General features: G+C 44.8%; 20 protein-coding genes and 1 tRNA gene. 13 read left to right on the top strand and 8 right to left on the bottom strand.

Annotation, left to right across the window (positions count from 1 at the left end):
* Positions 1-387: 387 nt before the first annotated feature.
* Complete coding sequence (locus tag DA100_RS08770) at positions 388-1677, top strand: citrate synthase (protein ID WP_006881302.1); 1290 nt, start codon at positions 388-390, stop codon at positions 1675-1677.
* A gap of 177 nt (positions 1678-1854) precedes the next feature.
* On the opposite strand, the gene DA100_RS08765 is transcribed toward DA100_RS08770, so the two are convergent.
* Positions 1855-2613 (bottom strand): Nif3-like dinuclear metal center hexameric protein, encoded by a 759-nt coding sequence (locus tag DA100_RS08765; protein ID WP_138971785.1) that lies wholly within the window; start codon positions 2611-2613, stop codon positions 1855-1857.
* A gap of 114 nt (positions 2614-2727) precedes the next feature.
* Here DA100_RS08765 and DA100_RS08760 point away from each other — a divergent pair, with 114 nt between their 5' ends.
* The gene (locus tag DA100_RS08760) at positions 2728-3480 is read left to right on the top strand and encodes a DUF1853 family protein (protein WP_138971784.1); all 753 of its coding nucleotides are present in this window, start codon (positions 2728-2730) and stop codon (positions 3478-3480) included.
* Positions 3481-3691: 211 nt separating this feature from the next.
* Here DA100_RS08760 and pgm read toward each other — a convergent pair whose 3' ends face one another.
* Both pgm and seqA read right to left on the bottom strand, forming a co-directional pair.
* On the bottom strand, positions 3692-5338 hold the full coding sequence (gene pgm / locus DA100_RS08755; protein ID WP_138971783.1) for a phosphoglucomutase (alpha-D-glucose-1,6-bisphosphate-dependent): 1647 nt from the start codon (positions 5336-5338) through the stop codon (positions 3692-3694).
* Positions 5339-5434: 96 nt separating this feature from the next.
* Complete coding sequence (gene seqA / locus DA100_RS08750; protein WP_138971782.1) at positions 5435-5977, bottom strand: replication initiation negative regulator SeqA; 543 nt, start codon at positions 5975-5977, stop codon at positions 5435-5437.
* Positions 5978-6069: 92 nt separating this feature from the next.
* Here seqA and DA100_RS08745 point away from each other — a divergent pair, with 92 nt between their 5' ends.
* The 3 genes from DA100_RS08745 (at position 6070) to fldA (ending at position 7726) form a co-directional block, all read left to right on the top strand.
* The gene (locus DA100_RS08745; protein ID WP_138971781.1) at positions 6070-6834 is read left to right on the top strand and encodes an alpha/beta fold hydrolase; all 765 of its coding nucleotides are present in this window, start codon (positions 6070-6072) and stop codon (positions 6832-6834) included.
* A gap of 93 nt (positions 6835-6927) precedes the next feature.
* A complete protein-coding gene (locus DA100_RS08740) occupies positions 6928-7149 on the top strand; it encodes a DUF2788 domain-containing protein (protein ID WP_138971780.1) in 222 nt (73 codons plus the stop codon).
* 43 nt (positions 7150-7192) lie between these two features.
* Positions 7193-7726 (top strand): flavodoxin FldA, encoded by a 534-nt coding sequence (gene fldA / locus DA100_RS08735; RefSeq protein WP_138971779.1) that lies wholly within the window; start codon positions 7193-7195, stop codon positions 7724-7726.
* A gap of 42 nt (positions 7727-7768) precedes the next feature.
* Here the strand turns inward: fldA and DA100_RS08730 are convergent, their stop codons facing one another.
* Entirely contained in the window at positions 7769-8269 is a 501-nt protein-coding gene (locus DA100_RS08730) for a DUF4442 domain-containing protein (protein WP_138971778.1), read from the bottom strand.
* Positions 8270-8471: 202 nt separating this feature from the next.
* Here DA100_RS08730 and fcrX point away from each other — a divergent pair, with 202 nt between their 5' ends.
* On the top strand, positions 8472-8918 hold the full coding sequence (gene fcrX / locus DA100_RS08725; protein WP_138971777.1) for a ferric iron uptake transcriptional regulator FcrX: 447 nt from the start codon (positions 8472-8474) through the stop codon (positions 8916-8918).
* A 104-nt stretch (positions 8919-9022) separates the two neighbouring features.
* On the opposite strand, the gene glnS is transcribed toward fcrX, so the two are convergent.
* Together glnS and nagE are read right to left on the bottom strand one after the other, a co-directional pair.
* Positions 9023-10693, bottom strand: a complete 1671-nt coding sequence (glnS, locus tag DA100_RS08720; RefSeq protein WP_138971776.1) for a glutamine--tRNA ligase — start codon at positions 10691-10693, stop codon at positions 9023-9025.
* Positions 10694-10961: 268 nt separating this feature from the next.
* On the bottom strand, positions 10962-12533 hold the full coding sequence (gene nagE, locus DA100_RS08715) for an N-acetylglucosamine-specific PTS transporter subunit IIBC (RefSeq protein ID WP_006879330.1): 1572 nt from the start codon (positions 12531-12533) through the stop codon (positions 10962-10964).
* A 481-nt stretch (positions 12534-13014) separates the two neighbouring features.
* Here nagE and nagA point away from each other — a divergent pair, with 481 nt between their 5' ends.
* The 5 genes from nagA to DA100_RS08690 all read left to right on the top strand — a co-directional run bounded on the left by nagA (position 13015) and on the right by DA100_RS08690 (position 20604).
* Entirely contained in the window at positions 13015-14151 is a 1137-nt protein-coding gene (nagA, locus tag DA100_RS08710; RefSeq protein WP_138971775.1) for an N-acetylglucosamine-6-phosphate deacetylase, read from the top strand.
* Positions 14152-14153: 2 nt separating this feature from the next.
* Positions 14154-15368 (top strand): ROK family protein, encoded by a 1215-nt coding sequence (locus tag DA100_RS08705; protein ID WP_138971774.1) that lies wholly within the window; start codon positions 14154-14156, stop codon positions 15366-15368.
* Positions 15369-15454: 86 nt separating this feature from the next.
* Complete coding sequence (locus tag DA100_RS08700) at positions 15455-17044, top strand: cation:proton antiporter family protein (protein ID WP_138971773.1); 1590 nt, start codon at positions 15455-15457, stop codon at positions 17042-17044.
* 209 nt (positions 17045-17253) lie between these two features.
* Positions 17254-18918, top strand: coding sequence for an asparagine synthase B (asnB, locus tag DA100_RS08695; protein ID WP_138971772.1), 1665 nt, complete (start codon positions 17254-17256; stop codon positions 18916-18918).
* A gap of 294 nt (positions 18919-19212) precedes the next feature.
* A complete protein-coding gene (locus DA100_RS08690) occupies positions 19213-20604 on the top strand; it encodes a peptide MFS transporter (protein WP_138971771.1) in 1392 nt (463 codons plus the stop codon).
* Positions 20605-20672: 68 nt separating this feature from the next.
* Here DA100_RS08690 and DA100_RS08685 read toward each other — a convergent pair whose 3' ends face one another.
* Positions 20673-23324 carry a beta-N-acetylhexosaminidase gene (locus DA100_RS08685; RefSeq protein ID WP_138971770.1) on the bottom strand — a complete coding sequence of 884 codons (2652 nt, stop codon included), beginning with the start codon at positions 23322-23324 and terminating at the stop codon, positions 20673-20675.
* A gap of 401 nt (positions 23325-23725) precedes the next feature.
* Here DA100_RS08685 and DA100_RS08680 point away from each other — a divergent pair, with 401 nt between their 5' ends.
* Positions 23726-24592 carry a TraB/GumN family protein gene (locus DA100_RS08680; protein WP_138971769.1) on the top strand — a complete coding sequence of 289 codons (867 nt, stop codon included), beginning with the start codon at positions 23726-23728 and terminating at the stop codon, positions 24590-24592.
* 79 nt (positions 24593-24671) lie between these two features.
* On the opposite strand, the gene DA100_RS08675 is transcribed toward DA100_RS08680, so the two are convergent.
* Positions 24672-24748 (bottom strand) — tRNA-Pro (locus DA100_RS08675).
* Between the two features lie 264 nt (positions 24749-25012).
* Here DA100_RS08675 and DA100_RS08670 point away from each other — a divergent pair.
* A complete protein-coding gene (locus DA100_RS08670; RefSeq protein WP_011078358.1) occupies positions 25013-25153 on the top strand; it encodes a DUF3149 domain-containing protein in 141 nt (46 codons plus the stop codon).
* Positions 25154-25307 lie beyond the last annotated feature (154 nt).

Raw genomic sequence — 25307 nt, 5'->3', positions numbered from 1 at the left:
ATTGAGCATTTATAGTTATGAACGAATTTTGATTGCAAACCTACAAAAGTTAACATTTATTTAACAGTTAACTGCAACAATTGTCGGAGTATTTTGTAAAATAATTGTTAACAACAAGGATTAAAACTTCACCTCACACTTGTTTCAAGCCTTGAATTTATAAGGTTTCCACCAAAATTTACTGCGCCACTATACGGCTGGCAACATTCTAATACAATTGATGTAACAATTTTTGCTACACAGACCAGATTTTTAACGTTACACCTTCAAAAAATCATAACAAGTGCACACATCAGAGGAGAAAAATTGACTTTGATAACGAACACACGTACAAAAATGTCACACAAACATCCTGGACGGATTAAATAATAAACAAAGGAGATTGTTATGGCAGATAAGAAAGCTACCCTTCATGTTGAAGGTCAAGCGCCTATCGAGCTGCCGATTACTGAAGGTGCCCTGGGTACTCCGGTAATTGACGTTCGTAAACTGGGAGCAAACGGATATTTTACTTTTGACCCAGGTTTTCTTGCCACTGCATCCTGTGAATCTCAAATCACCTATATCGATGGCGGCAAAGGTATTCTTTTGCACCGCGGTTACCCGATTGATCAGCTAGCTAATAATGCTGATTACTTAGAAGTATGTTACATCCTTCTTTATGGTGAAGCCCCAACACGTGAGCAATACGAGCAGTTTAAAACAACCGTTACTCGTCACACTATGGTCCATGAGCAAATTGCGAGCTTCTTCCACGGCTTCCGTCGTGACGCTCACCCAATGGCTGTAATGTGTGGTGTAGTTGGCGCATTGGCTGCGTTCTACCACGATTCACTCGACATTAATAATGACACACACCGTGAAATCACGGCATACCGACTTCTGTCGAAAATGCCTACTCTTGCGGCTATGTGTTACAAGTACTCTATTGGTCAGCCTTTCATTTACCCACGTAATGACCTGAGCTACGCAGAGAACTTCCTTCACATGATGTTCGCAAACCCATGTGAAGAGTACGAAGTAAACCCTGTAGTTGCTCGCGCAATGGACAAGATCTTTACTCTACACGCAGACCACGAGCAAAACGCTTCTACGTCTACAGTACGTCTTGCTGGTTCTTCTGGTGCTAACCCGTTTGCATGTATTGCAGCAGGTATCGCTTCTCTTTGGGGCCCTGCACACGGTGGCGCTAACGAAGCGTGTCTGAAGATGCTTGAAGAGATCGGCAGTGTTGACAACATTCCAGAATATGTTGAACGCGCGAAAGATAAAGAAGACCCGTTCCGGCTAATGGGCTTCGGTCACCGTGTTTACAAGAACTACGACCCACGTGCGACAGTAATGCGCGAAACGTGTCACGAAGTTCTTAAAGAGCTAAACATTCAGGATCCACTACTAGACGTAGCTATGGAACTTGAGCGCATCGCTCTTTCTGATGAGTACTTTGTTTCTAAGAAACTATACCCGAACGTAGACTTCTACTCAGGTATCATTCTTAAAGCAATCGGCATCCCAGTTTCAATGTTTACCGTAATCTTCGCTCTATCTCGTACGATCGGCTGGATTGCACACTGGAACGAAATGCACAGCGACCCACTAAACCGTATCGGTCGTCCACGTCAGCTATACACAGGTGAAGTTCAACGTGAATTCTCACCTCTACACGAGCGTGAATAGTTTCTAATTCCCAAGGATTAGATTCTAGAAGAGTTAAGGGGTGATGCGAGAGCATCAGCCCTTTTTTAGAGTCGAGAAAATCTTGAAGGGCGTAGCCCGTTCTAAATTCTCGCAGGACGAAGTCCGGTCTCGAAGCGAAGCGTTTTAGTATCTAGAAGGGCACAGCCCATCCTTTTCCTAAACTGGATTATCAATATCAATAAACGTGACTTCCAGTCCGTGCTCCTGGGCTAGCCACTCACCCAGAGCTTTTATGCCGTAACGTTCAGTCGCGTGGTGACCTGCCGCGAAGTAATGAACCCCCATTTCGCGTGCTGTGTATGTCGTGCGCTCAGAAATCTCACCCGAAACAAAAGCATCCAGTCCCAGTTTTACCGCCAACTCTATATAGTCCTGACCGCCGCCTGTACACCAACCAATAGTTTCGATTAGCTTGCTCTCATCTTCTGGGGCGATATGTAGAGGCTGACGATTAAGCACCGTGTTGATCTTGTGGGCAAACTCGCCGCCTGACATTGGTTGCTTTAGGCGACCAAACATCGCAACTGATTGCTCATGGCCTTCCATACCACCTTCCACTTCGATCTCAAGCAGACGAGCAAGTTCAGCGTTGTTACCTAATTCAGGGTGAATATCTAAAGGCAGATGGTAACCCAGTAAGTTGATATCATTTTTTATCAGGCTACGAATACGTTTCCCTTTCATGCCACGAATCGGTTCAGGTTCGCCTTTCCAGAAATAACCGTGATGGACAATAATTGCATCCGCATTAAGTTCGATCGCTTTATCAATCAATGCCTGTGAAGCGGTTACGCCCGTCACGACTTTCTCAATGGTCTCTTTGCCTTCAATTTGGAGCCCGTTTGGCGCATAGTCTTTGATCAACTGCGGAGACAGCTTCTCATTCAGAATCTTTTCTAGTTTTAAGTTGTTCATTCTCTTGTCCGATCGATGACTGTTTACTTAGTTGCTTCAAAGTGTATTCCAACCATAGCAACGATACCAGCAGCTCGTTACAATAGTGCCAAACCCAAATTATCAGGTCTTTGGATGAGCCAACTCGAACGTTTCTATCACTGGATAGCGGCTGCGCCTTCACTATTTGAATTAAAAGCCCCTTTCGAGAGCCTTGAACACTTGATACCTCCCCCACTGGAAGCGAGTGAATACCGTGGTAATCCTAGACTCGGTTTTCTCTATCAATATTTGTGTACAGAGCTACTCAAGCATAGCGGTCACTATCAGTTAGAAGCCGAAGAGATTCAGGTCAACCAGCCGTCAGGTCAGACGCTTGGTGCCATTGATCTCATTTTAAGCAACACTATTGAGCACCGATTGGAGCATTGGGAAGTCGCCATAAAGTTCTACCTATTGCACCAAGGTACATGGTATGGGCCGAATGCTCACGACCAACTCGATATCAAACTCAATAGAATGTTATCTCATCAACTCAAGATGAGCTCTCGTCCTGAGTTCTTAACACAGTACCCACAATATGAAGATCTGTCAGAGCACTTACTCCTGCAAGGTCGACTTTATATCAATCCTTTTTCCCCTGAAGAGGTTCCTCAACAGTGTTTAGGCTATCGATTGAATCACAGTCAGATTAGTGGCTATTGGTGTTATCAAAGTCAGTGGGAGCAGATTGGAGAGCCACTCTACCCACTTGAAAAACCACAGTGGGCCACAGGGACGGAACTATTTGACACCCCGATAGATAAACCGAACGGGCGCTTTGTGCATGCACAGAGTAAAGAAGGACAGTTTTGGTTTGTTGTGCCGGATAGTTGGCCGGGAAGTTGAGAAGCGAGAAAATCTTTGAAGGGTTGACAGTGCACGACAACCCTTTTCTTTTAAAATCAGTAAATTATGAACAACCAGAAAACCACATTGCCAGCAATTTTAGACTTACTCACCGCAAGCACCTCTAGAAGGACGAAGTCCGATCTCGATTCTCGTAGCGTAGCGTTCTAACATCTCGCAGGGCAAAGCCCGTTCTCGAAGCGCAGCGTTCTTAAAGCCCTGCTTCTTTAAAGACTTGGTTTACAATTTCTTGCGCTTCAGCTTCGATCTGTTTCAGGTGTTCTGCACCTTTAAAGCTCTCGCAGTAGATTTTGTAGATATCTTCAGTACCTGATGGACGAGCCGCAAACCAGCCGTTATCCGTCGTTACTTTAAGGCCGCCAATTGCTGCACCATTGCCCGGAGCATGAGTCAGACGCGCAGTGATAGCATCACCAGCCAGAGTCTCAGCAGTCACCATCTCTGCAGAAAGTTTCTTCAGAACCTCTTTCTGAGGGCCGTTCGCCACAGCTTGAATACGGTTGTATTCAGAAGTGCCGTGCTTAGCTGCAAGCTCTTCATAGTATTGCTGAGGATTTTTGCCAGTTACTGCGGTAATTTCAGCGGCTAGCAGACATAAAATAATGCCATCTTTGTCGGTTGACCAAGGCGTACCGTCCTTACGTAAGAAAGACGCCCCTGCACTCTCTTCACCACCAAAGCCAAACTTACCTTCGTAAAGGCCATCTACAAACCACTTAAAGCCTACTGGAACTTCGCACAGTTCACGACCTAAGTCAGAAACGACACGGTCAATTAACGCACTTGATACTAGTGTCTTACCAACCGCAACGTCTTTACCCCAGCCTTCACGATGACGATATAGGTAGTCAATACACACAGCTAAGAAGTGGTTCGGGTTCATTAGGCCTTTCGGTGTAACAATACCGTGGCGGTCGTAATCTGGGTCATTACCAAACGCTAAATCATATTCATCTTTAAGTGCTAATAGGCCAGCCATCGCGTAAGGCGAAGAGCAGTCCATACGTACCACGCCATCTTTATCTAGAGACATGAACTGGAACGAAGGATCAATCGCTTCACTGACCAAGGTTAAATCTAGATTGTACGCTGTTGCGATCTGACGCCAGTAATCAATGCCACTCCCCCCTAATGGATCAACACCAATTTTAAGATTCGATTTTTGAATCGCTTCCATGTCGATCACATTCACTAAGTCATCGATGTATGGTTTCACAAGATCTTTTTGAATGAATAGCTCTGACGCTTTTGCTTGTGCTAACGGCATGCGTTTCACGCCTTGAAGCCCTTCAGCAATCAGTGCATTCGCACGATCTTGGATAGCCTGAGTCAGTTCACCTTCGGCAGGGCCACCATGTGTCGGGTTGTACTTAATACCACCATCTTGTGGTGGGTTATGGGAAGGCGTAATAACGATACCATCGGCTTTATCTTGGTTTACTAAATTGTACGTCAGGATTGCATGAGAGACACCAGGTGTCGGGGTATAGCTGTTATTTTCCTGTACAATCACTTGCACACCATTGGCGACTAGCACTTCTACCACTGTCGAAAACGCAGGCTCAGAAAGTGCGTGAGTATCTTTACCCACAAAAAGTGGTCCTGTCGTTCCTTTTTCAGCACGTACTTCAGCAACAGCTTGAGCAATCGCCAGAATATGGTGCTCGTTAAAGGTCACTTTATCCGCCGTACCGCGATGACCAGAAGTACCAAATTCAACTTTGTGTGCTGGGTTTGAAGGATTAGGTTGGAGAAGGAAGTAATTTGAAACTAACGCTGGAATATTGTGTAGATCTTGCTGCTGAGCTTTTTGTCCCGCTCGTGGGTGCATCGCCATTTTGACATCCTTTCTAAAATACAGAGAAATAAAAAAACCTCATAATACGTGAACTATATAACGCATTATGAGGTTTGAATCAGATAATTTTGATTTTTAAATCGAGTTTGTCACTTTCTCGATGAGATCTGATGGGAAACTCATTCGCGTCATGAGTTGCTCAACCATCTGTCTTTTTCGACTGGTATTATTATTGGTAATAACCCAGAAAGGTGAACCTGGAATCGCTTTTGGCTTAGTCGTATTACCGTTGGCAAGTAGGGTCTGCTCGTTATCAGCGAAGTAAACTCGCTTACGGCCTTTAACTTGCGTTGCTTCAGAGAAACCATTTGGATTAATGTGATGCAGCGTAGATAAAACAAGCATGAAGCGATCAATCGCTTTTTTAAGACCAGCAAACTCATCGGAAATAAGCAGAGAACGCATCTCTTTGACACTGTCTACTGTCTCTTCTTTAATTGCATCTTTGCTAACCACTACACCCTTTGGTTGCGTCGCTACCTGCGGTTGGCTTGCTACCGAGCTCTGTACATCCGTCATCAATAGACGGCGTAAGATATCCGAAGCACTCTCGCCAATATGCTGGGTTTGACTTGCGATGTAACGGTATAGATCCTCATCAACCTCAATTGTTTTCATTCGCTTTTCACAATCTCTATGTTTAAACTCTGGGGGATTATAGCGAGATCTTTAAAGAGACTCTACGGTTAACCGGTAACGAATAAAATAAAATGTCACATCTGCTCAACTACAAAGTCGAAGGTGAGGGTCACACCATAGTTTTGATCCACGGTTTATTTGGTAATTTGGACAACCTTGGGCTATTGGCTCGAGATTTGCGCCAAGATCATCAAGTGGTTAGTGTCGATCTAAGAAACCATGGTCAATCGTTTCAGAGCGAAGAGCACAGTTATCCGCTCATGGCGGAGGATGTCTACCAATTACTGACATCACTGGAGTTTGAGTCCTACACTCTTATTGGTCATTCAATGGGTGGAAAAGTGGCCATGAAGGTAGCTGAAATGGCAGCAGATCGAGTTGAAAAACTGATCGTTTTAGACATGGCGCCAGTGAAATACACGCAAAACCGTCACGACAATGTTTTCCAAGGATTACAGGCAGTTATTGCAGAGAAACCAGCTAACCGCAAGCAAGCTCTCGATATCCTCGCACAACATATTGAACTCGAAGGCGTGCGACAATTTCTTGGCAAGTCCTTATACAACAACGGCACTCATCTCGCGTGGCGTTTCAATGTAGAGAGCTTATTGGCTAACTATACGGAAATACTCGGCTGGCAACCTATCGAATCCATTGACACTCCGACCCTCTTTATCAAAGGAGGAGATTCAGATTACCTCACTGGTGAACATCAACCGCTCGTCCAGCAGCAATTTCGTCACGCCAAAGCTCATGTGATCGCGAATACAGGTCACTGGCTTCATGCAGAAAAGCCAGCTGAAGTGCTGCGTGCAATACGTAAATTTATTGCTTAAAACAGAATGAGAGGTCAGTTGTGCTCTGACCGTTAACTTTAGTGAGCAACAATGGTATAGTGCGGCGCAAGTAATTTGGCACAAAGGGATTCCATGCTTTACGACTACATGAATATGCTCGAGTCTATTGGTCTCGATCTACTTTTCGCGTCTATCTTTTTCTTGATTGGTATGGCGATAAAAGATGTCTTACAAGCGGGTAATGTTCCCCCTTTCGGTCGTCGCATTGTATGGTTAGTCCTATTTCTTGGCTGTGCTGGGTTTATTGCTAAAGGCATTATCCAGCTAAGTTGGGAAGGTGGTGGTCTAGGCTGATCAAGTCGGGTCACAACAGATAATAGTTAAAGGTAACGAATCTATGGCAAGTGTAGGCATCTTCTTTGGTAGCGACACAGGTAACACTGAAGCTGTTGCAAAGATGATTCAAAAGCAACTAGGTAAACAACTGGTTCATGTTCAAGATATTGCGAAAAGTAGCAAAGAAGACATCGATAACTTCGACCTTCTTCTTCTTGGTATCCCAACATGGTACTACGGCGAAGCGCAATGTGACTGGGACGACTTCTTCCCAGAGCTAGAGCAAATTGATTTCTCAACTAAGCTAGTTGCGATCTTTGGTTGTGGTGATCAGGAAGACTACGCAGAGTACTTCTGTGATGCAATGGGTACAGTACGTGACATTGTTGAAGCGAAAGGCGGCACTATCCTTGGCCATACTTCTACTGAAGGCTACGAATTCGAAGCATCAAAAGGTTTAGTCGAAGGCGACGACAGCCTATTCGTTGGTCTATGTATTGATGAAGATCGTCAACCAGAACTGACTGAACAGCGCGTCATCAACTGGTGTAAGCAAATCCACGAAGAGATGTGCTTAGCAGAGCTAGAAGACTAATCGCAATTCAAGTTGTTTAAAACCTCCCATTGGGAGGTTTTTTTATGCTGTCTGTTGTTCACCCTCATCCCTGAATTGGGGTTTCTTCCTCACGTATAGCTTGCGCTGCACTTCAGAAACAATGTTGCCCTGTTTATCTTTGACATAGATAACAAACTCGGGGAAACATTTCTCACCTTCCGCCGTCTGCGACAGAATGCTTTGCAATTGATCGTCTGTCACTCGAAATTCGGCAAACAGATCACTCTGGCCGGGCTTAATGAAGTTGATACTGGCTTCCTTATCCCAAACGTAATACCGTTCACCCAGAATCCCCATCAGCATCAGAGAGTAAGTTGGATCGGTTAAAGAAAAAATACTGCCACCATATTGGGTTCTATTGGCATTTTTGTTCCACCAACGCAGCTTCAATTTCATTTTAACTTCACGAAAGTCATCACTGATCGATAGGATTTTAATGCCAGCCCCCCAAAACGGAGGCCATGAGTTGAGAGCAAATTTAACCACACCTGGCTTATAGATTTTCGCCAAAGACTTATTCATTGTTCTTCCCTAACTGTGTCTAATTGCGAATTGTTAACTGATTGTAACTGGTCGGATGTCCTTTATCAGTGACTTTGCACTAGTTTATAGAAAAATACTAGTAACCCCTTGAAGTTCGTGGTTTATTGTTGATGTCTACTACCCTATAATGATAGGAATATTGAATTCTGTTAATTACTGCAGATCATCAACAGGAAAGTATATGTCAGACAATAACCAAGCGCTCAAGGATGCTGGTCTAAAGGTAACCCTTCCTAGACTTAAGATTTTAGAAGTCCTACAGCAGCCAGACTGCCAACATATTAGTGCTGAAGATTTATATAAGAAGCTGATTGATCTAGGGGAAGAGATCGGTCTAGCTACCGTTTACCGCGTATTAAACCAATTTGATGATGCAGGTATCGTAACTCGCCACCACTTCGAAGGTGGTAAATCTGTGTTTGAACTGTCTACACAGCACCATCATGACCACTTAGTGTGTCTTGATTGCGGTGAGGTTATCGAATTTTCGGACGACGTAATTGAAGAGCGTCAGAAGGAAATTGCTGCCAAATACAACGTGACGCTAACCAACCACAGCCTATACTTGTACGGTAAGTGCAGTGATGGTACGTGCAAAGGCAATCCAGACGCGCACAAAGCTAAATAATAAAAAAGCACCCTAGGGTGCTTTTTTAACAAGCATAGTGCTCATCTCTGAAGCGAAAAAAATGCCAGTCTCAAGACTGGCATTTGTGGTCACTTTGGTTGTGATTACTGAGCTTCGATCTTAGCCCAAGTATCACGCAAACCAACGGTGCGGTTAAAGACCAACGCATCGGCTTTAGAGTCTTTTGCATCCGCACAGAAGTATCCCATACGCTCAAACTGGTAGCCTTTCTCAGCTTCTGCTGTCACAAGGCTCGGCTCTACATAGCCGTTAAGTTTAACCAGTGAATCTGGGTTGATTGTCTCAGCAAAGTTATCAGCCGCTGCTGGGTTTGGCACGGTAAACAGACGATCATACAGACGAATTTCAGCTGGTAGGCCTTTATCTGCTGATACCCAGTGAATAACACCTTTCACTTTACGACCATCCGCAGGGTTCTTACCTAGCGTTTCATTGTCGTAGCTACAGAAGATAGTAGTGATGTTACCTTCAGCATCTTTTTCAATGCGTTCAGCTTTGATCACGTAAGCACCACGCAGACGGACTTCTTTACCTAGTACCAGACGCTTGTACTTCTTGTTTGCTTCTTCACGGAAATCTTCACGCTCAATCCACACTTCACGCGTGAATGGTACTTCACGCTCACCCATTTCAGGCTTGTTTGGGTGGTTAGCGACTGTCAGAGTTTCCACTTTATCAGCATCGAAGTTTTCGATAACGATCTTAACTGGATCCAGCACAGCCATAGCGCGTGGTGCATTCTCGTTAAGGTCATCACGAATACAAGACTCTAGCGAACCCATCTCGATCATGTTGTCTTGCTTAGTGACACCGATACGCTTACAGAACTCGCGGATAGATGCAGGCGTAAAGCCACGACGACGTAGACCTGAGATAGTTGGCATACGTGGGTCATCCCAACCATCAACCAGTTTCTCAGTCACAAGTTGGTTCAGCTTACGCTTAGACATCACTGTGTATTCTAGATTCAGACGGCTGAACTCATACTGACGTGGCTGGCAGTCAATAGTGATATTGTCCAGTACCCAGTCGTATAGACGACGGTTGTCTTGGAACTCAAGCGTACAGATAGAGTGTGTAATGCCTTCTAGCGCATCAGAAATACAGTGCGTGAAATCGTACATTGGATAGATGCACCATTTGTCGCCTGTCTGATGGTGCTCGGCAAAACGAACACGGTAAAGCACAGGATCGCGCAGTACGATGAAAGAAGACGCAAGGTCAATCTTAGCTCGTAGACACGCTTTACCTTCCTCAAAACCACCATCACGCATCTTTTCAAATAGCGCTAGGTTTTCTTCAGGGGTACGGTCACGGTACGGGCTTGGCTTACCTGGTTGAGTAAGTGTGCCACGGTACTCGCGGATCTGCTCAGGACTTAGCTCTTCAACGTACGCTAAGCCTTTGTTAATTAATTCCACTGCGTAGCCGTATAGCTTATCGAAGTAGTTCGATGAGTAACAAACGTCACCATCCCACTCGAAGCCTAACCAGCTCACATCATTCTTAATTGACTCAACGTATTCAACGTCTTCTTTTTCTGGGTTGGTGTCATCAAAACGAAGGTTACACTTACCCTGGTAGTCCTGAGCAATACCGAAGTTCAAGCAAATTGACTTAGCGTGACCGATATGCAGATAACCGTTAGGCTCTGGCGGGAAACGAGTATGCACGCTTGTGTGTGTACCATCCGCTAAATCTTTATCGATGATTTGGCGAATGAAGTTCGATGGACGAGCTTCAGCTTCACTCATCTATAGCACCTCAATTGTTGTAGTATTGTCAGAGAAAAATTCATCTTTGAGCGGCAATCAGCCTACTCAAAATATATAACGACTAATGATCCACAATTCTTCACCAATACACAACTACAACCGCAGCTTTATTCGCAAATAATCCCTCTTTTAGCTTGATAACAATCAAAAGCTGGTTAGCTTTTCAGCGAATCTGATTTACCAGACCCTAAATGCAAAAAAGCCTCCAGAAGGAGGCTTTCATTACTTACCAGTTAACCAGAGGCTATTATGGAAGTTTTACATCAGATAGGTCTTCATTAGCACCGATTGCTTTCATTTCGCCAGCAACGATTTCAGCCAGAGGACCAAGGATAACTTGAAGGTTGTTCTCACCTAGTTTCACAACACCCTTCGCACCAAGCTTCTTAAGTACAACTTCGTCAGCTACAGAGCGGTCTTTTAGAGTAAGACGTAGACGAGTGATACAAGCGTCGATTGAAGTTAGGTTGTCGTGACCACCTAGAGCTTTTAGGTATTGGCGAGCTAGGTCACCTTTAGCAGCGTCACCTGACGTTGCTTCTACTGCTTCGTCGTCATCTTCACGACCTGGCGATTTCAGGTTGAAAGCGCGGATTGCGAAGCTGAATGTGAAGAAGTATAGAGCACCGAAGCCTAGACCAATCAGTAGTAGAGTGAATGGTTTAGTTGCCAGACCCCAGTTCAGTACGAAGTCGATTAGACCAGCAGAGAAACCGAAGCCGTGTAGCGTACCAAACATGTTAGCAACAACTAGAGACAGACCAGTAAACACAGCGTGCATTGCGTATAGAGCAGGTGCTAGGAATACGAACATGAATTCTAGTGGCTCAGTGATACCTGTTAGGAATGAACAGAAACCTACTGAGAATAGTGCACCACCAACTTGGCTACGTTTTTCAGCTGGAGCAGCTAGGTACATTGCTAGTGCAGCACCTGGTAGACCAAACATCATTACAGGGAAGAAGCCGTTCATGAATACGCCAGCAGACTTGTCGCCGCCGAAGTAACGGTGTAGGTCACCAGACTTAACTGTTTCAGTTACTTCTTTAACAGTTGCAGTGATTTCTGGAGTTACAGAGTTAGCGAATTCAAATGTGTGAGTTTGACCAGCAACAAGAGTCTTAGCTAGAGCTGGGTCTACACAAAGCTGTTGTAGAGCAGGTAGAGCCTGACCAGCAGCTTGAGCACCAGTTACGATGATTTCTTGACACGTGCCCATACCGAACCAGAAGTATGAGTTCAGTACGTGGTGAAGACCTACAGGGATAAGTGCACGGTTAAGAGTACCGTAAACGAACTGGCCGATAGCGCCAGAAGTTGATACAGCGTGTGCTAGTGCGTCAAGACCACCTTGGATACTTGGCCATACTACGCCTGCAACTGCACCTGCAACTAGCGAGAATAGACCAGCCATGATTGGTACTAGACGTTTGCCAGAGAAGAATGCCAACCACTCAGGAAGACGTGTTGCATGGAAAGCGTTGTAAGAGTGACCTGCAATGATACCAGCGATAATACCGCCGAAGAATGACATGTTGATGTCAGCGTTAATTGTGGTTGCTGTTGCTGTTAGTACGAAGTACGCAACTGCACCAGCCAGGCCAGCAGCACCTTGACCGTCTTTAGAAAGACCGATCGCGATACCCAGACCAAATAGAAGCGGAAGTTGACCGAAGATTGCGCCACCAGCTTGCGCCATGAATGGAATATCTAGAAGGTCGCCTTGACCTAAACGTAGTAAGAGCGCCGCAACTGGAAGCGTTGCGATAGGAAGCATAAGAGCTTTACCTAACTTTTGCGCATATCCAAGAATATTCACCTTAAGTTCCCCCTATAGGATTTTGTTTTTGGTTGAGCTACTTTTTTTAGTCGCTCAATTTAGTCCTGCTCAGTTTATGACATTAATTTTGCTCCGCAAATTAAAACCTCATCATTTGTGATCATAATCACCAGAAACAGCCAATATCCAAGGTTTTTGCTAGCGAGATCATAAAACTTATTTTACAATCCAAAAAAATAGCATTCATTACCTCATATTCGCGGTATTCTTACATTATAGATAAGAGCTACGATTACTGTCAGATAAGGCATCGTCTACATTTTGCGATTCGATATGACTAGTATGCTCCACCAGCCCTGACATAAGCAGCTGGTGTAATTCAGAAGCCCCGATTATCCGTTTGCTAAAGATATTTTGCGATCTAATTGAAGAGTACGAATAAAGTACCAGCCTATGACGAGATGGCCTCATTTAGATGACTAAAAGTATTAAGAATCTAACCTATAAGGATTAGCTAACTATGTATGCGCTAACTAACTGTAAAATCTACACTGGCAGAGATGTGCTCGTTGACCATGCTGTAATCATTAATAACGACGTTATTGATTCAGTGTGCCCTGTTTCCGAGCTTCCTCAAGGCATCGAAACTCGTGACCTTAACGGTGCCAATGTCAGCCCTGGTTTTATCGATCTACAGTTAAACGGCTGCGGCGGTGTAATGCTTAACGACGAAATCACTGCTGAAACAATGCAAATCATGCATCAAGCTAACCTTAAGTCTGGTTGTACTAGCTTCCTACCGACACTGATTACCTCTTCTGACGAAGATATGCGTCAAGCGGTTGCAGCTGCGCGTGATTACCATGCTCAGTACAAAAACCAGTCTCTGGGTCTGCACCTTGAAGGGCCTTACCTTAACGTGATGAAAAAAGGTATTCACAGCGTTGACTACATCCGCCCTTCAGATGACAGCATGATTGATTTTATGTGTGAAAACGCTGATGTCATTGCAAAAGTAACTCTGGCACCAGAGCACAACGACGCAGCCCATATCGAGCGCCTTAAACAAGCAGGTATTGTTGTGTCTATCGGTCATACCAATGCGACGTATGCTGAAGCACGACGTGGGTTTGAGGCTGGTATTACCTTCGCAACACACCTATTCAACGCGATGACACCTATGGTTGGTCGTGAACCAGGTGTCGTCGGTGCCATTTACGACACGCCAGATGTCTATGCAGGCATCATTGCTGATGGGTTCCATGTCGACTATGCAAACATTCGAATCGCTCACAAAATTAAGGGCGAAAAATTAGTATTAGTGACCGATGCCACAGCTCCTGCAGGCGCTGACATGGATTACTTTATTTTTGTTGGTAAGAAAGTATATTACCGAGATGGTAAGTGTGTTGATGAAAATGGCACACTAGGCGGCTCAGCACTCACTATGATTGAAGCAGTACAAAATACTGTTGAGCACGTCGGTATCGCTCTGGACGAAGCACTGCGTATGGCTACTCTGTATCCTGCAAAAGCAATCGGTATGGCAGACAAACTTGGCCTTGTGAAAAAAGGTATGATTGCCAACCTGACTGTTTTTGACCGTGACTTCAACGTCCAAGCGACGGTTGTTAACGGACAATACGAGCAAAATTAAGAATGAATGGCGGACAAATAGGTAACGTAGATTTAGTAAAACAGCTAAATAGTGCAGCAGTTTATAGACTGATTGACCAGCAGGGCCCTATTTCTAGGATCCAAGTTGCAGACGTCAGTCAACTGGCTCCTGCCAGTGTTACAAAAATCACCCGCCAACTCCTCGAGCGCGGCCTAATCAAAGAGGTCGCGCAACAAGCTTCTACCGGTGGACGTCGCGCGATATCACTCACAACAGAAGTAGAGCCATTCCACTCTGTCGCGATTCGTCTAGGGCGAGATTACATTCAATTCAGCCTTTATGATTTAGGTGCCAAAGAGCTTGCTTCAGACTACAACGAATTCTTCTACACCACCGAGGAAGAGTTGGTTGAAGGTTTGCTGTCTCACTTAAAGACTTTTATTCAAACCCATCAAACAAGCATCAATCAATTGATCGCTATTGGCGTCATTCTACCGGGTCTGGTGAATCCAGAAACCGGTGTTGTTGAATACATGCCAAACATCACTATTGATAACCTTGCACTATCGGATGTGATTGAAAAGACTTTCCATGTCCAATGTTTTGTCGGCAACGACGTGCGTGGTATGGCATTGGCAGAACATTACTTTGGTGCGAGTAAAGATTGTCAGGATTCAATCTTAGTCAGTGTTCACCGAGGAACCGGTGCAGGTATCATCGTTAATGGTCAGGTATTCCTTGGCTATAATCGCAACGTAGGTGAGATTGGTCACATCCAGATCGACCCACTGGGCGAGCAATGCCAATGTGGTAATTTTGGCTGTCTTGAAACGGTTGCAGCTAACCCTGCCATCGTTGAGCGCGTAAACAAGCTGATTAAACAAGGCTATGAGTCCAGTCTGACTGCGCTTGAAACCATCCGTATATCTGATGTCTGCGAACACGCCAACCTAGGTGATGAGTTAGCAAAACAGAGTCTGGTTCGCGTGGGTAATCAACTTGGTAAAGCAATTGCAATTACCATTAACTTATTCAACCCACAAAAAGTCGTTATCGCGGGTGATATCACTCAGTGTGAAGAGATCGTCTTCCCAGCCATCCGCCGTAACGTCGAAAATCAATCTTTGACCACATTCCATAGCGGATTACCGATTGTAGCCTCTCAAATCGACAAGAAACCGACCTTAGGTGCGTTTGCTATGGTTAAGCGTGCCATGTTAAATGGCGTTTTGTTACAAAAATTGTTAGAAGATTAATCTTCTGCACCAGTAAGCAACTAATTGAGTTAGAATAACGGGCTACGAATATGTAGCCCGTTTTTTTAGGACGAAATCGCAACTATATGGAACTCATTTTAATTTCAGCCGCTTTCCTAGCTGGCTTTATTGCGCTCAAATGTAACCTACCTCCACTGGTCGGTTTTTTGTTAGCAGGCTTTGCTTTACATGCATTTGGCTATCAATCTAATGAAACCATCATCACTTTGGCCGATTTAGGAGTCACGCTACTTCTGTTTACCATCGGCTTAAAGCTCGATATTAAAACCCTACTCTCCAAAGAAATATGGGCAGGGGCAACGGTTCATAACCTACTCTCTACTGCCCTCTTCAGCGTTGTTCTGTTCTGCTTTAAGTTTCTTGGCGTAAGTTCATTAGCGGCAATGTCAATGGACCAACTGCTGCTACTTGGCTTTGCGCTCTCTTTCTCAAGTACCGTATTTGCAGTGAAATCGCTGCAAGAGAAAGGGGAAATGAACGCGACCTACGGTACCATCGCCATTGGTATCTTAGTCATGCAGGATATTTTTGCTGTTGTCTTCTTAACTGCATCAACGGGTAAACTGCCCGAGTGGTATGCTATTGGTCTATTCGCGTTACCACTTCTCAGGCCTCTGTTTTACAAGATGCTTGACTGGGTAGGCCATGGTGAGATGTTGGTTCTACTTGGAATCTTCTTTGCACTCGTCGCAGGCGCGGGGTTATTCGAGTTGGTTGGAATGAAGCCAGATTTAGGCGCACTGATCCTCGGAATGCTGCTTGCTGGGCATAAAAAAGCGTCAGAGCTATCTAAATCGCTTTTCAACCTCAAAGAGCTGTTCTTAGTCTGTTTCTTCCTCAATATTGGACTGTCAGCTCAACCAACGCTATCAGGCCTTGCGTTGGCGTTACTCTTCTTGATGCTACTGCCTCTCAAGGGCATCCTCTATTTTCTGGTACTTAACGGCTTTAAGTTCCGTGTCCGTACGTCTCTATTGGCATCATTAAGCCTATTCAACTTCAGTGAATTCGGCCTTATTGTTGGGGGACTGGCGTATAAAATGGGTTGGATGAGCAGTGACATTCTCGTTGCCTTGGCGATATCTGTATCAATTTCATTTGTCTTAGCCGCCCCTATCAACCGTCACGGTCATGCATTGTATCAACGCTCTGGTCGTTGGTTGCGCGAGCACGCAGCAGAAACGCTAAACACACGTGACCAGTTAATCAACCCTGGACACGCTCAAGTACTTATCCTCGGCATGGGTCGAATTGGTACAGGTGCTTACGATGAACTGCGTAAACGTTATGGAAAAATCAGTTTAGGTATTGAAGTACGTGAAGACGCTGCACACGTTCATAAAAGCCATGGTCGAAACGTTATTGCAGGCGATGCGACCGACCCGGACTTCTGGGAGCGCATCTTAGACACCGCAAATGTTAAGCTGGTGCTATTAGCTATGCCTCACCATCAGGGGAACCAAATCGCTTTAGAACAGTTGCAGCGCAGAAACTTTCAGGGGCAGATTGCAGCAATCGCCGAATACCCCGATCAGCTTGATGCGCTAATTCAGGACGGTGTCGACGCAGCATTCAACATCTATAATGAGGCCGGTAGTGGTTTCGCCCGCCATGTATGTGAGCAGCTACAGCCAACATTTACCAAACCCAACTAAAAACTAAGGCAGCGAAAACGCTGCCTTTTTTATATCCATCGTGCAAAAAGTGACCTTAGTTAGAATTCATTTACCAAAAACACAGCAATGGTGAATAAAATTTAAAGCAATGGCACTTTATTCATTTTTTTCATTAGTGACGGTTGATTTTTTTAATCAGAATGGCAAATTGAACTCAACAGATTAAATTTATTTTAAAGGGAAGTTGTATGTGTTCGATTTTCGGTATTTTAGACATAAAGAGTGACGCAGAAGCGCTACGCCCAGTTGCGCTAGAGATGTCTAAAAAGCTTCGCCATCGTGGCCCAGACTGGTCTGGTATCTACTCATCACCAAAAGCCATTCTTGCGCATGAGCGCCTTGCAATCGTAGGTCTAAACAGTGGTGCGCAACCTCTATACAGTCCAGACAAGAAACACATCCTTGCGGTTAACGGCGAAATCTACAACCACAAAGAGATCCGCGCTCGTTATGAAGGCAAGTACGACTTCCAAACAGACTCAGACTGTGAAGTGATCTTAGCCCTGTACCAAGATATGGGTGCAGATTTACTTGAAGAACTGAACGGTATCTTTGCGTTCGTACTGTACGATGAAGAGAAAGATCAATACCTGATTGGTCGTGACCACATCGGTATCATTCCTCTTTACCAAGGCTACGACGAGCATGGGAACTACTATGTCGCTTCAGAAATGAAAGCATTAGTGCCTGTATGTAAAACCGTGAGTGAATTCCCTCCAGGTAGTTACTACAGCAGCACAGACTCTGAGCCACAACGTTACTACATTCGTGACTGGAATGAGTACGCGGCCGTTCAAGGTAACAGCAGCAGCAAAGAAGAACTAAAAGAAGCGTTGGAAGCCGCGGTCAAACGCCAACTGATGACCGACGTTCCTTACGGTGTTCTACTCTCTGGTGGCCTTGATTCATCAATCACTTCAGCGGTCGCGAAGCGCTTTGCGGCTATGCGTATCGAAGATGATGAGAAATCAGAAGCATGGTGGCCTCAACTACACTCATTTGCGGTTGGCTTAGAAGGCGCACCAGATCTTAAAGCTGCACGTGAAGTGGCTGAAAAAATCGGTACCGTTCACCACGAAATGACTTACACCATCCAAGAAGGTCTAGATGCCATTCGTGACGTAATTTACCATATCGAGACATACGACGTAACGACGATTCGTGCATCGACACCAATGTTCTTGATGGGACGTAAGATCAAAGCGATGGGCATCAAGATGGTGCTATCAGGTGAAGGCGCGGATGAAATCTTTGGTGGCTACCTCTACTTCCACAAAGCACCAAACGCTCAAGAGTTCCACGAAGAGACAGTACGTAAACTGCTTGCACTTAATATGTTTGACTGTGCTCGTGCCAACAAGTCTCTTGCGGCTTGGGGTGTCGAAGGCCGTGTACCTTTCCTAGACAAAGAGTTCATTGATGTCGCAATGCGTCTCAACCCAGCAGACAAGATGTGCGGCAATGGTAAGATGGAAAAACATATCCTGCGTGAGTGTTTCGAACATTACCTACCAGACTCAATCGCATGGCGTCAGAAAGAGCAGTTCTCAGATGGCGTTGGCTACAGCTGGATTGACACACTAAAAGAAGTGGCTGAAGCGAAAGTCACAGACCAACAAATGGAAACGGCGTCTTACCGCTTCCCATACAACACACCAACAACTAAAGAAGGCTACGTATACCGTGAGATCTTTGAAGAGTTGTTCCCTCTGCCATCAGCAGCAGAATGTGTTCCTGGCGGTCCATCGGTAGCCTGTTCTTCAGCGAAAGCGATTGAATGGGATGAGTCATTCAAAAATATGGCTGACCCTTCAGGACGTGCGGTTAAGAGCGTACATAACGACGCTTACTAAGCCAGCAGCAACTGATTTAAAGGCACCTATTTAGGTGTCTTTTTTATTTATCCCCCCAGCAAACCATTCACACTCCCCATAAATGTAACAATCTCGAAAACACGCCTCAGTTTTGGAAACTAAGTTTGTGGCACGACTACACCCCTTACCCACCAAGAAAATAAACCATTCAATTCAATTAGTTAGAATTGATTTCGCTAAATTCCATAGATAGTCGCCATTTGCAGAGAGTAAGTCTAAGGAGTATATGTAGAGACAAATAAAAAACTGTAATAACTCAAATTAGTAAAACTTATGACAAACCAACATCAACAATTTTTTGGACATCCTAAAGGCTTGTTCCTACTTTTTGGTACTGAGCTTTGGGAGCGTTTCTCTTACTACGCGATGCGCGCGATCTTAGTTCTTTATTTGACCGATACTACTATCAACGGTGGATTGGGTTGGTCGACTAAAGATGCCCTCGATCTCTACGGCATCTATACTGGACTTGTCTATATCACACCGATGATAGGTGGCTATCTTGCCGACAACTACTTAGGTCAACGCCGTTCGATTCTGATTGGTGGTGCTTTGATGGCGGTTGGTCAGTTCACACTCGCTCTGCCTGCCGATATGCTTGGGTTGAGCGTCACTCACAGCTTCTATCTTGGCCTTGCGTTGCTGATCCTTGGTAATGGTCTGTTCAAGCCAAACATTTCCACTATGGTTGGTGATCTTTACCAAGAAGGTGATAACCGTCGCGATGGTGCATTTACTATCTTCTACATGGGCATCAACCTAGGTGCTCTGATTGCCGGTGTCGTATCAGGTTCTGTAACCAATGAATTTGGCTGGAAGGCCGGATTTATGGTCGCGGGTCTAGGTATGATCATCAGCTTAATCATGCAAATGACATTAGCTAAGTCTTGGCTGGGTGACATAGGCGTTGTACCCTCGGCAGCTCGTGATCTCGAAAAGAAACAATCGGCGACCAAACAACCGTTAACCAAACAAGAAGTTGATCGCTTAAAAGTCATTCTAGTAATGGGGCTGTTTGTTATCGTTTTCTGGGCAGGCTTTGAACAAGCAGGCGGATTGATGAACATCTACACTCAGCAGTATACCGATCGTATGATTGGCAGTTTTGAAGTTCCAGCGGCTTGGTTCCAGTCACTCAACCCATTCTTCATTATTACTCTCGCCCCGCTACTCGCTGCACTATGGGTAAAACTTGGGCCAAAAGAACCGAATTCTCCGGTTAAATTTGCGCTAGCGCTTTTCTTCTTGGCACTTGGTTTCCTATGCATGGTTGGCGCTGTAATGGAGCAAGGCGGTGACACTAGCGTTAAGACATCAATGCTGTGGCTGGTAGGTGCGTTCTTCTTCCATACGCTTGGCGAACTTTGCCTATCACCAATTGGTCTGTCACTTGTCACTAAGCTAGCACCTCTTCGTCTTGCATCGCTAATGATGGGGGCGTGGTTCGGCTTCAATGCTATTGCCAACTATGTCGCAGGTTTGATCGGTTCACACGTAGGCGAGCTAGGTGCGCTGCCGATTTTCGGAGGCATCGCTGTGGCAGCAACGATTTCTGGTGTAGTCTTACTTCTGTTCTCAAATACGCTCGTTCGTTGGATGCACGGTGCAGAAACACCAATTAGCAACGCGGAGCAGGTCGAAGAGCAACAAGCTCAAGTAGCGTAACTCGCTTATCTTAATAACAAACGCCCAGCCTTTTTGGCTGGGCGTTTTGCTTATCTGGCAATGCAAAGCTATTTCACACGAGTAACACGACTCGCTTTATCACCCGTTGCTGATACTGAACGAATAAATACTTCCCCTGCAACCATCGGGCGGTCTTGGTCTGAATAAGTCATCCACGTCTCGCCATCAATAGAGTATTGAAGCTCAACCCCTGGAAACTGGACATTCATTGTAAGCTGACCATTTTCCAATTTCGCACCAGGTACAGGTAAACGATAGTCGATACCCGATTTTTCAAGTTTCGCCAGTTCACGTTGGCCAAGTACGTTCGCAAAGCGGTTGTAGTCTTGGTTTAACGCAGCTTTATCGACGAGATTTGTATTCTGAGAGTATTCTACTCCTACTTTGTAGTCATTCTCCCAGTCGGTGCGATGCCATGCGCGTTCCGCTGCCGCGAGGACGCGTGGGAATACCATGTATTCATACTGCTCATCATTACGAACCGTCTCAGACCAAAGCTGTGCCGATAGACCGTAGAATGGCTTCGCTTCAACTTCGCCTTTACCAGTAAAACCATTGCCATCACGATCTAGAGATGTTTCTGCGTTCTGCGGCATATTCTCTGGTGCAAAGCCAAACATCTTGCGAGTGTCCGTAGCACGTGTCGCCCAGTAGTATCCGCGCTCTTTAGGATCTACCTCATATGGCATATCCATATAAACGTAATCTGGGTTTGAAACGATGACGTCGTAACCCTTCTTAGACCACTCATAAACAGATGATGTACCACCCCAGTAAAGAACGTCCCAGAAATTAACGCGTTTGTTTTGAGTCGCAAACGCCTCTGCGCCTTCACTGTATTTCAAGCCATCTTGCCATGCTTGGAAGCTAGGAATGCCCTTCTCTGCAACAATTTTCGATACCTGCTCAGCAAAGTAGCTAGGTAAATGTCCATAATCACTGACCGTGCCATCTTCAATTAATGTCTGACATTGTGGTGAACGAGCAAATGGTTTGTCCTGTTGAGAAAGATCGATCGAACCTTTCCAGCTCACTTTGTCTTGCGCATTCACATCTTGGAATCCAGCGCCCAACTTAATATTTTTTGCTTCATCGCCACCGAAGTGCCATGTTGTTAACGGTGCACCCGCTTCAGCGTGCATCGCTGCAACCTCAGAAATCACTTTGTCGACAAAACGAGTAGACGATTCCATACATGGGTTGATAAAGCTCTGTTTGTTGTAGAACTGTACCGTGGTAACGTTTGAAGTGTCTTGTGGATCCATCAGACGATATTCGTTTGCTAATGCTTCATTCCCTTCTGCCATGAGACGATCGTAGCGAGCTTCCATAGAAACCACTGCTGCGCGAGCGTGAGCTGGCATATCAATTTCTGGGATCACTTCGATATTACGCGCTTGTGCGTATTTCAAGATTTCCACGTAGTCTGCTTTGCTGAAGTAACCAGAACCAAAGTTGTCCGTTGTTGCGCCAGAGCCTAGCTGAGGCAGTAAACAGCTCTTCTCTTGTTCATCAAAACAACGGTTCGCTCCGATCTCAGTCAACTCAGGCAGACCCGGGATTTCTATACGCCAACCTTCATCATCAGTGAGGTGAAGATGGAGTTTGTTCATCTTATACGCAGCCATCTGCTCTAGAGTGGCTAGAATCGCCTTTTTTGAGTGGAAGTTACGAGCAACATCCACCATTACGCCTCGATAATCGAAACGTGGAGCATCTTTAATAGACAGTTGTGGTAAATGATCAGGGTTTTGACTGTCTATCAGACCAAAAATAGATTGTACTGCGTAGAATGCACCCGCTTGGTCAAACGCTTTAATTGCAATACCATTGCCGCTAATGACCATTTCATACGCACCAGATTTCGCCATTTCATTCGAAAAATCCGCAGGAACAAGCGCGACGCTTACAGGTAAAGCTCCGTCGACATCAACACCTAACACTTCCGCGCGCTCTTGAATGGCGGCGAATTGAGCCTGATCAAATGCGCCCTTTGGTAGCGCAATACCCCCTTCAATGCTGACCAAACCTTCAGCTGCTTCTACATGCATAGGTGTTGGTAACAAGGTAGTCGATACGTCTTGAACGTTTAGATCTTTATTCTTCTCGAAGCGAGACACAGCGTTAGCAAAAACGTTGTTGTCATCCGGTGTTCGTTTTAGGTTATTCCCTTCAAGCCCAGTAACAAACGACGCAACATCTTCCGTATTTAGAGATGCGATCATTTTAGGCTCAGCGTTGGGTGCTGCAACGAATGCGCCTGGCATGAAATCCGTTTCGAATAACTGCCAGTATTCGCCGATCAGAGGAAGGACGATAGTTTCCCCAGCAGAAAAACCATCAAATTTATCTGTCGGCTCCAACTTATGTAAGTCGCCTGTCACTCGTGTGATTTTGAACTGTTCATTGTCTACATCGAGAATTAGACGAATGCTGTGGAAATAGATAGCCCACTCTTTTGAGTCGATCGCTTCACCTTGATTCACCAATGTCATATTGACTTGATTACATGATGCCCATTCCGCACCTAAGTCCTGACATGCAAGACCTTCATTCGCACCGTGGTTAGTGAGTACTTGATATTGAACATCAAGATTCTCCGCCAGTGAATTCACCACGCGTTGTTCCGTTGATTGAAATGATGCACAACCAGCCAATGTTACCAATACTGACGCTGCAATCAGATTTTGTTTAAACATCTTACTTACCCCAGAAAAATATCGAGCTCAAAATGACGGCTCTTAATCAAGATGAACTCAACATATCCCTAGTTATTTCGCATCGTGAAATTAATAATTCACAAAAGTGACCAAGCTCAAAATTTAGATTTCATGAGCATTTAAAACGCAATAAAAACAGACATTTAAACGAAACGTTAAAATCGACAGACTTATTTTAACGAAATTACTGAGAGGCAATTCACATTATCTGTGGAAAGCTTACTATGAGAGGTGAATTAAGATCACAATATGCCGTTTCTATCTTAAAATTAACAACAGCGGGAAATATAAAAATGTGAATTAACACGCATTTTTCTCTCGCTAAACTACGTCAAAAAGACGCAATTTAACGATTTTTCCGCATGGTATTAGGAGCTGAAATGAAAATACTGATGGTTCTGAGTTTACTGGTTGCTTCAATTAGCCTTAACGCTGAGCCTTTATACTGGAAAGCTCAAAAAGGCCCATTGACCTATACCATCATTGGTTCAGTACATGTAGGCGATGAAAGCATGTATCCCTTACCCGAGAAAATCTTTAAACAGCTAAAGGCCAGCAAGGGATTAATTGTAGAAACCGATATCCGTCAAACCAGTGGAATTCAGTACCCTCCAATAGATTTAGTGGCGAAGGATGTTTTATCTAAACAGCAGCAAGATGAGCTATTGGGCATTGCGACTCTCCTACAACTTAAAGGCAACGAACTCCTCCTCTCACCACCTTGGGCCGTCGCTCTGGCAATCCAGCTCAAGCAAATAGAGTATCTTGGTTACTCAGCAACCGATGGCGTTGATATACGTTTAGCCAACAAAGCAACGCTATGGAACATACCCGTTATCGGTCTCGAGTCTTTGCAGTTCCAGATTGATCTTCTTACTGGGCAAGACCAAGCCGGTAAAGAGATGCTAATCAGTGCAATCGAGGAGTTTGATCATTCTGAAGATTCTACCCATTGCCTAATAGACAGCTGGAAGGCAGGCGATTTAGATAAGCTTAACGAATTTGCGACACTGGCCGAAATGTCCGAGGAACTCGAGTCTGCATTGTTGACCGATAGAAACTTAGACTGGGCTGAGAAACTATCGAATCCAAACTGGCTTCCTGACAATAAAGGAAACTATGTTGTTGTGGTCGGTACGCTGCACTTACTCGGTGAGCAAAGCGTCCTGCAATTACTCAAAGATTATGGGTTCAAAATATCTCAGTTGTCACAAAGCACCAAAGCTCAATGTGAATTTAAGTACTAATGTGCTTACTCCGCCCATAAACGACAAAACACCCTTAAACGACAAAAGCCGTAACATTTCTGCTACGGCTTTCTAAATGTGGTCGGTGAAGAGGGATTCGAACCCCCGACCCTCTGGTCCCAAACCAGATGCGCTACCAAGCTGCGCTATTCACCGAGTTGTTTCTTCAGGCTTATGCCCGTCAACGGATGCGTATATTACGGATTCTCAGCACATACGCAAGCCGTTTTAGCTAACTTTTTGAAAAATTAAGTTCGTTTGACTAAAACATCATCGACGGGCGACAAAGTGTGAGCAAAAACACATCAAGACAAACAAAATAGCAACCTAATAACAACAATTGATCCAGATCAGTGTTGCATATTTAACCAAGGTTTACCTTAAGCCCTGTCATCTCATTTTGTAGTCAACGGAGGAACTATGGACTTTTGGCTTGATCTCCTATTTGGTAATGCGGTAGGACTATCTTCAATGATTGTTATCTTTGGAGCCTTAGGTTTAATGCTATTCTATGGCGGTTTCATCGTCTACAAAGTGATGAACGACAAATCTCCTCACTAGAATCGCTTAGCCCTATTTCTCGGAATAGAGAATTCGCTATGCACCGAAGTAGATACATTGTCTGCTTCGGTTTTTTATTTCCGAGCTACAAAATTTTGACCTATCCCTTCGTCTGTTGAGTATAATACTGTTATCAATTTCCCATGCTGAGATC

This window comes from Vibrio sp. Hep-1b-8 (assembly GCF_006124995.1).
Lineage (GTDB): Bacteria > Pseudomonadota > Gammaproteobacteria > Enterobacterales > Vibrionaceae > Vibrio.
Note: the sequence above shows the minus strand (reverse complement) of the source record. Positions and strands in the feature narration are given on the sequence as shown.